At 61.3% G+C, this 7527-nt stretch carries 6 protein-coding genes and 1 tRNA gene; 3 read left to right on the top strand and 4 right to left on the bottom strand.

Features of this window, described 5'->3' with window-relative positions; translation table 11 throughout:
• Positions 1–290: 290 nt before the first annotated feature.
• Genes trpG through trpD form a run of 4 tightly spaced genes read right to left on the bottom strand, consistent with a single transcriptional unit; the run spans position 291 to position 4247 of the window.
• On the bottom strand, positions 291–920 hold the full coding sequence (trpG, locus tag C491_RS20125; protein WP_005559731.1) for an anthranilate synthase component II: 630 nt from the start codon (positions 918–920) through the stop codon (positions 291–293).
• Positions 917–2566: an anthranilate synthase component I gene (gene trpE, locus C491_RS20120; protein WP_005559729.1), complete on the bottom strand. Its 1650-nt coding sequence runs from the start codon at positions 2564–2566 to the stop codon at positions 917–919. The genes trpG and trpE overlap by 4 nt, the downstream gene beginning before the upstream one ends.
• Positions 2563–3222 (bottom strand): phosphoribosylanthranilate isomerase, encoded by a 660-nt coding sequence (locus C491_RS20115; RefSeq protein ID WP_005559727.1) that lies wholly within the window; start codon positions 3220–3222, stop codon positions 2563–2565. The genes trpE and C491_RS20115 overlap by 4 nt, the downstream gene beginning before the upstream one ends.
• Positions 3219–4247, bottom strand: a complete 1029-nt coding sequence (gene trpD, locus C491_RS20110) for an anthranilate phosphoribosyltransferase (protein WP_005559725.1) — start codon at positions 4245–4247, stop codon at positions 3219–3221. Before trpD ends, C491_RS20115 begins: the two co-directional genes overlap by 4 nt.
• A 181-nt stretch (positions 4248–4428) precedes the next feature.
• Here trpD and C491_RS20105 point away from each other — a divergent pair.
• From C491_RS20105 to C491_RS20100, 3 genes are all read left to right on the top strand, one after another.
• Positions 4429–4503, top strand: a tRNA-Val gene (locus C491_RS20105).
• 400 nt (positions 4504–4903) lie between these two features.
• Positions 4904–6496: a type I restriction enzyme HsdR N-terminal domain-containing protein gene (locus C491_RS22190; RefSeq protein ID WP_083909397.1), complete on the top strand. Its 1593-nt coding sequence runs from the start codon at positions 4904–4906 to the stop codon at positions 6494–6496.
• A gap of 437 nt (positions 6497–6933) precedes the next feature.
• Positions 6934–7497, top strand: coding sequence for a hypothetical protein (locus tag C491_RS20100; protein ID WP_005559723.1), 564 nt, complete (start codon positions 6934–6936; stop codon positions 7495–7497).
• The last annotated feature ends 30 nt before the right edge of the window (positions 7498–7527 follow it).

Here is a 7527-nt window from a genome sequence, read left to right as displayed (position 1 = left end):
TATTGCCACGTCCTCCCCAACCGATTTCTGCTCACGGGCGCGCAGCGCCCGTTCGCATGGTCCGCGGAACCGAAGGTTCCGCGCTACGCTCACTCACTTCCTTCGTTCGCTCATCCACTGTCAGAGCACGCTCTGACAAGCCTTCGTTCACGCTGTTCACGAAGACCTCGCACAGCTTGGGTCCGAGAGCTCGCAGTTCGCTCGCTCTCGGTCAGCGCGCGCCACTGCAATGCCGGTCGCTCAGTCGGGAGTAACAGAAGTCAAGCCAAAAGTAGCCGAACCGACACCCGTTACAGCCCCTCGAGGAAGTTCTCGATCACGTCGTGACCCACGGCCGTGAGCACGCTCTCGGGGTGGAACTGGACGCACTCGATCGGGTACTCGCGGTGGCGCACGCCCATGACGAGTTCGGTGCCGTCGTGGTCGGCCGTCGCCGTCACCGCGAAGCAGTCGGGTACCTCCGTCGCGACCAACGAGTGGTAGCGGCCGGCGCGAAACCCCTGCTCGAGGCCGGCGTAGACGCCCTTGCCGTCGTGGTCGACCGCCCAGGCCTTGCCGTGGACGGGGTCGGGCGCGCGACCGACCGAGCCCCCGTAGGCGTAGACGGCCGCCTCGAGGCCGAGGCACACGCCCAGTGTCGGCACCTCGGGGCTAACCTCTCGAAGGACGTCCAGCGACACGCCGACGTCGCGGTCGTTCTTCGGGTGGCCCGGACCGGGGCTGACGATAATCCCATCGGGGTCGACGGCCCGGACCTCTTCGAGCGAGGCCGTATTCTTGCGCACCTCGGTTTCGGTCCCGGGCTGCTGGCTGACGTACTCGACGAGGTTGTACGTAAAGGAGTCGTAGTTGTCGATCACGAGGATCCGGACGGTCTCGCCCTCCGACTCGCGCCCGTCTCGAGTCTCGGTTGCGCTCATTGCCCCACCTCCGGGGTGGCCTCAGTCCGTTCGTCCTCGATCTTCTCGAGGGCGGCCAGCACGCCGCCCATCTTCTTCTCGGTCTCCTCGTACTCGGCGGTCGGATCGCTGTCGGCGACCAGTCCGGCGCCGGCCTGGACGGTGATCCGATCGCGGTCGCCGTCGGCTTCTACGGTGGCGGTCCGAATGACGATCGCGAAGTCGGCGTCGCCCGTCCAGGAGTAGTAGCCGACCCCGCCGCCGTACAGTCCGCGCGGTTCGGCCTCGAGCTCGTCGATGATCTCCATCGCGCGGATCTTCGGCGCCCCCGAGAGGGTCCCCGCGGGAAAGGCGGCCCGGGTCGCGTCGAACGCATCTGCGTCCTCCGCTAGCTGACCCGTCACCGTCGACTCGATGTGCTGGACGTGGCTGTACTTCAGGACGTTCATGAACTCGTCGACCCGCACCGAACCCGGTTCGGCGACCCGGCGCACGTCGTTGCGCGCCAGATCGACGAGCATCGTGTGCTCGGCGCGTTCCTTCTCGTCGGCCAGCATCTCGCCGGCCAGCCGTCGGTCCTCGACGGGGCCAGACCCCCGGTCGCAGGTGCCCGCGATCGGGTTCGACATGATCTCGCGGCCCCGCACCGAGACCAGGGTCTCCGGACTCGCGCCGACGACGGTCAGGTCGTCGTGCTCGAGTAAGTACATGTACGGCGAAGGGTTGACCTCGCGCATCGCCTCGTAGAACCCGATGGGGTCGACCTCGCCGTACAGCTCCCGCGTCCGTGAAATGACGCCCTGGTAGATGTCACCGTCTAAAACGTGCTCTTTCGCGCGGCGGACGCTCTCCTCGTACGCCTCGCGCGAGCCCGCACGCTCGTCCTCGCGAACGAATCCGCCCGAATCCGGCTCCGAGGCTTCGCCGAGGGTCTCCGCGACGTCGGCAGCCTCCGCGAGCAGTTCGTCGTAGACCGCGTCGGGATCGTCGCCGTCCTCGAGAACGGGTGTGAAGACCAGCGAGACCGTCCCGTCGCGCTCGTCGAACGCAAGCGTCCTCGTCGTCAGGACGAACTGCGCGTCCGGAAAGCGCGAGTCGGGTCGCTCGCAGCCGACCTCCTCGAGCCAGAGGTCGTAGACGGCGTCGTACGCGAGAAACCCGACCAGCCCGCCCTCCAGGTGCTGACGGTCGTGATCCGGGAAGTTCTCGAGCCGGACGTCCGGCAGGGCGGCCCGGAGGGTGTCGACCGTATCCCCGTCGGGATCGGTCTCGAGTTCCCGGAGCGGCGGGTTCGCCGAGAGGGCCTCGACCGACGCCCCCTCGGGGCCGACGGTGACGACGGCCTCGGGGTCGTAGCCGACGTAGGAGTACCGGGCGTGGCGATCCGCCCGGGTGGCGTTGGGTCGGAAGGCGCCGTCGGGGTCGCTCGAGGCGGTCTTTTCGGCACTCTCGAGCAGGAAGGCGTACGGCGAGCGCTCGCGGTCGCTTCCCCTCGAGCGCCCGGTCAGGGCCGCGTACGCGGCGAGCGGCGACGTCTCGACCTCGAGTTCGGCGACGGCCCGGACGACGACGGGACGGGACCCGTCGGCCTCGACGTGCTCCCGGAGCGCCTCGCGGTCGATGTCGAGCGCGGTCGGCTCCGTCGGCGATCGTTCGCCGTCGGTCATGATCGGGGGATCGGCACGTTCACGTTCTTCGCTCGCTCGACGAACGTCCGTACTGCGCCGGGGTCCGTGCGCCCCTCGGCGTTCTCGATCCCGCTGGCGACGTCGACGGCGAACGGCTCGACCGCCCGCACCGCGTCGGCGACGTTTTCGGGGGTCAGCCCACCGGCGAGAACGAGCGGGGAGTCGAGACCCGCCGCGAGTTCGCGGGTCACCTCCCAGTTGTGGGTCTCACCGGTGCCGCCACCGCCGTCGACTGCGGGGGTATCGACGAGCAGCCCGTCGGCAACTGCGTCGTACGCCTCCGCGGTCGCCGCGTCGGTCTCGCCGGCCTCGAGGACGACGAGCACCGTCGCATCGACCGCCTCGCGGACCGAGGCGACCCCGTCGGGCTCGAGCGTCCCGTGAAGCTGAACGGCGTCGGGACGGACGCGCTCGACTAACCCGATCGCTTCCGCGGGCGTCTCGGGCATCGTCACGAGCACGGTCGTCACGAACGGCGGCGCGGCCGCCGCGAGCGATCGCGCGCGCTTGGGCGAGATCTCGCGGTGGGTGTCGACGGGGACCTCGGCGATGAGTCCGACGGCGTCGGCGCCCGCCTCGACGGCCGCCTCGAGGTCGTCCTCGCAGGTGGTGCCACAGGCCTTTACCCGCGTCATCGTCCCTCCTGGGTCGGCGCCCGGGTTCGGTTCTGCGCGCAGAGCTCCTCGAGTTTGGCCGCGGCGTCGCCGGTCTCGATGGCCGCGCGGGCCGCCTCGACACCCGCGGCCAGCGAGGCGACCTCGCCCGCGACGTAGACGGCCGCGCCGGCGTTCGCGAGGATCACGTCCCGCTTCGCACCGCCCACGTCGCCCTCGACGATACCGCGCATGTCTCGAGCGTTCTCGGTCGGGGTCCCGCCCGCGATCTCCTCGATGGCGCGTTCCTCGAGTCCGAGGTCGGCCGGCTCGAGGACGTACTCCTCGACGTCGGTTCCCTCGACCTCCGCGACCTTCGTTCGGCCATGGATCGCGATTTCGTCGGTGCCCGCGCCGTGGACGACCAGCGCGCGGTCGACGTCCATGCGCGAGAGGGCGTCCGCGAGCACCGGGACGAGGTCGGGGTCGTAGACGCCGACGACCTGGGCGTCGGCGCCGGCGGGGTTGGTCAGCGGCCCGAGCACGTTAAACAGCGTCCGCATGCCGAGTTCCTTGCGCGGACCGATGACGGCCTTCATCGCCGGGTGGAAGACGGGCGCGAGCATGAACCCGATCCCGTCGCGCTCGATGGCGTCCTCGACGGCCGGCGGTTCGGCCTCGATCTCGACGCCGACCTCCTCTAAGACGTCCGCGCTGCCCGACGAGGACGAGACGGAGTAATTGCCGTGTTTGGCGACCGGAACGCCGGCGCCGGCGGCGACGATCGCGCTGGTCGTCGAGACGTTGATCGTGTCGTAGTCGTCCCCGCCCGTGCCGCAGGTGTCGACCAGCGGCTCTCGGGCGGGGTCGATCGTCCGGGCGGCTTCGCGCATCCCCTGGGCGAAGCCCGCGATTTCGGCTTCGGTCTCGCCTTTCGCCCGCAGCGCCGCCAGCAGCGCACCGATCTGGGCGTCCGTTGCGCCCTCGAACACGGCCGTCGAGGCCGCTCGAGCCTCCTTCTGTGTGAGATCCTCCCCGTCGGCCACCCGCTCAATGAACTCCTGCATAGTGAACACCAATGTACGTAGTTGTCTTACAATGACCAAATAAGTACACCAACTTAAGCGTGTCGTCGGTCCGTGGGGCCGAGTTACGCACAGCGAGCGATTCGAAACCTTCAATTACGGTGGCGGGCAACGAACGAGTGCAGGCGAGGTGGCGCCCGACGCCACGGACGCGAAACCAGGCGGGTTGGTGGTCTAGTCTGGTTATGACACCTCCTTGACATGGAGGAGGCCGGCAGTTCAAATCTGCCCCAACCCACTTTTGACGGAACAACAACGACGAGCGAAGCGAGTCGTTCGTTCCGTCAAAATTGTTACGGCAGTTTGAACCAGACGAGTCGCGCGCAGCGAAGCGAGCACGTCTCGTCGAGGTTCAAATCTGCTCCAATCTATTTCCAACGCATCCTCACCCAGGAATCCTGATTAAGCTTTTTCCGACGGGTTCCTGAGCCGATTGGTGGTGATCGTGCGTCTGGTCTCAGGAGTAGTAAGAATAGTGCCATCTAGTTAGATTCCATTTTATAATCCAGGATAAAATCTATCTCTCCAAATGTGAACTATATCACGTCGTCACTGCAACACTGAAACACTACACCACTGAAACACTACACCATATACCAGACTATATTAGGAAAGCTGTGAATGATGCTACCAATGTCATGAGCGAAGACCTAGCTAACTATATTGAACGGTCAAAACAGGCCATGGATACTTTCTCTGATTTATCAGAAAGTGATGTTGAAATGAAATTCATCCAACCCCTCCTTGATCTTCTGGGATGGGACCGATTCAATGATGTACGGACACAGTATTCAGTTAGGGCTGGGACTACCTATCTCAAGATAGATTATGCACTTTTTGTCGATGATGAACCAGATGTGATTGTTGAAGCTAAATCTGGAGCCCATAGCTTAACAGAAGAGGACAGAGAACAGCTTAGGAGCTATATGCGGCAAACCGAAACAGACTGGGGTCTTCTAACGAACGGAAAGCAGTTTCATGTTTTAAGCCTTACTGGTGCACCCAGTTCCGCGGAAGGACCATTGTTTGAGACGACAATTGGTAATTTAGGTTCCGATTGGGAAAATCTACGTATTCTTTCGAAAGAGATGATAGAATCGGGCCAATCTTATGAACTTGAAAAAGAATTGAATACAAGGAGTCAGGGGATCAAAAAACTCGAAGAAAACGCAAATAGTATTAAAAAGGATATGGCAGAAATATTGATAGAGAAAACGAATAATTCTCTTGCATCTGATATTGAAGAGGAAGTAGATTCATTTATTGATGATCTAATTCAAAATCTCAGTACCGACCCTGCAGACGAGAATCTTCCAAGGGCCCCAGAAGATGTGCTTGAAACCCTGGGGACGTATCTACCTGGACGAACAGAAGAAGTACGTGAAGAACGTGCAGAATACATACTTACTGCATACAATTTTCTACGTAGTAAAGAGAAAGCAAAAGGACAAGAAATCAAGGACCATGTAGTAAAAACAACGTCTAATAGCCTCTCTTCGGAAGATCTTGATCGCCAATGGCAAAACTATCTGAGGGACAACCTGTCAGAACTGCCGCGTATCCATGATACTGGGGGTGGAACAAAAGGTGTTTGGAGATATGTGTCACCTGAATTGGAAGAAGAGGTAATGGTAGATGAGATTGACGACTGGGTCAAGAATTTAGATGACCAGCCTGTTGGGAGTGGAAAAGCGGTAGAGATGCAGCAGGCAATGATCCAGCATGCGTATAACAGTATACGCGAAGAAGGGACCGTGACAAAAGAGAATCTTATTGATTCACTGCCTGACTATACTGCACATTACACCAATTATGATGGTCTCTGGATATACTGTATTCGAGACACACTACATACGTGTGAGGATATTGAGTCTCCTTCTGGTGGCAACAAATACTGGCGCTATATCGGTGATGAAGAAATCCCATCTGAACTGGATATTGAGATAGAAGAATGGGTTGAAAACGCAAATATATCTGGAGAAAAAATGACAAAGAAAGAGCGACAGGCACTACTTCAATATGCATATAACTATTTGAAGGAAGTTGGTGAAGCACAACGAGGAGATTTCAGAGAGCACTTTAGAAAGAAATTCCCGGAGAAGACGGGAAGATACAATACGTTCGATAGTCTGTGGTCATACCTTTTGTCTGAAGAATTGGACTCTGCACCTGGTGTACAAACACACCAATCCGGAAAAGTAAATCCCATAATCTATTCATACTCGGGTTAATTTCGAATCGCCAACTTGCGACGCAGACTAAGCGTAGACTCGAGAGTGCTTTTCCCACCTGCTACTCTACTGAGGAGGCCGGCAGTGAGCGCGAGTCGAAGATGAGTGCAAACCAGACGAGTCGTGCGCAGCGAGAGCGCGGTCGCCGACCGCGATTGCGAACGGCGCTTCGCGCCGTGAGCGAGCACGTCTCGTCGAGGCTCAAATCTGCCCTCACTTCTGACGGAATAACGGTTAAGGAGCGGCGTGTGTCGTCGAACTACCGCACGTCCCTCCCTCGCCAACACTCGAGCCCCGCCGTTTGAGCACCGCCACTCGAGTCCCCAGTCGCCTTTAATCGAGAACTTTCCCCAAACCCGTCCGCTCACAGTCGCTTTCACCGATATTGTGTTTCATGGCCAACACTTTTCTACGGCATCGGACTAGAACGGCACGGTATGAGCACTGAATCCGCAAGTCCTACCGACTACGGCCTCGGCGGCAGCACCAACTGGCTGCTCGGCGGCGCGATCGGGGGAATCGTCGGCTCGTTGCTCTTCGGCGCCCTGCTGTGGGTCGTCGATCCCGAGATCGTGACCGACGTCATTCCCGGGATCTACGGCTTCGATACGGCCGGCGGGCTCGGCTGGGTGTTCCACCTGTTCCACGGGCTCGTCCTCGGGGTCGTGTTCGGCGCGCTCGTCTCGCGTGAGACGATCCTCGGGACGATCACCGCCGACACCCAGTTCACCGTCCTCGAGGAGACCGGCCTGGCGGTGCGGTTCGTCCTCGCCGGCTTCGTTTACGGCCTGGCGGTCTGGGCGTTGCTCCCGGTCGTCGCCACGACCGTCGTCATCTCGGTTGGTGGGGGGGATCCCGCGTTCCCAGCGATCGCCGCCGAGAGCCTTGCGGGTCACGTGCTGTACGGAATCCTGCTCGGCGCGCTGTTCGCGGTGTTCGTCGATACCGACGCGGCCCAGGAGGTCGAGGCGCCGTTCGAAGAGGCGTCGGACTCGAGCTGACGCGCTCGAGCGATGATTTCCCCGCCGCTT

It is taken from the genome of Natronococcus amylolyticus DSM 10524, from assembly GCF_000337675.1.
Lineage (GTDB): Archaea > Halobacteriota > Halobacteria > Halobacteriales > Natrialbaceae > Natronococcus > Natronococcus amylolyticus.
The sequence above is the reverse complement of the archived record's forward strand: the minus strand, read 5'-3'. Positions and strand labels throughout refer to the sequence as shown.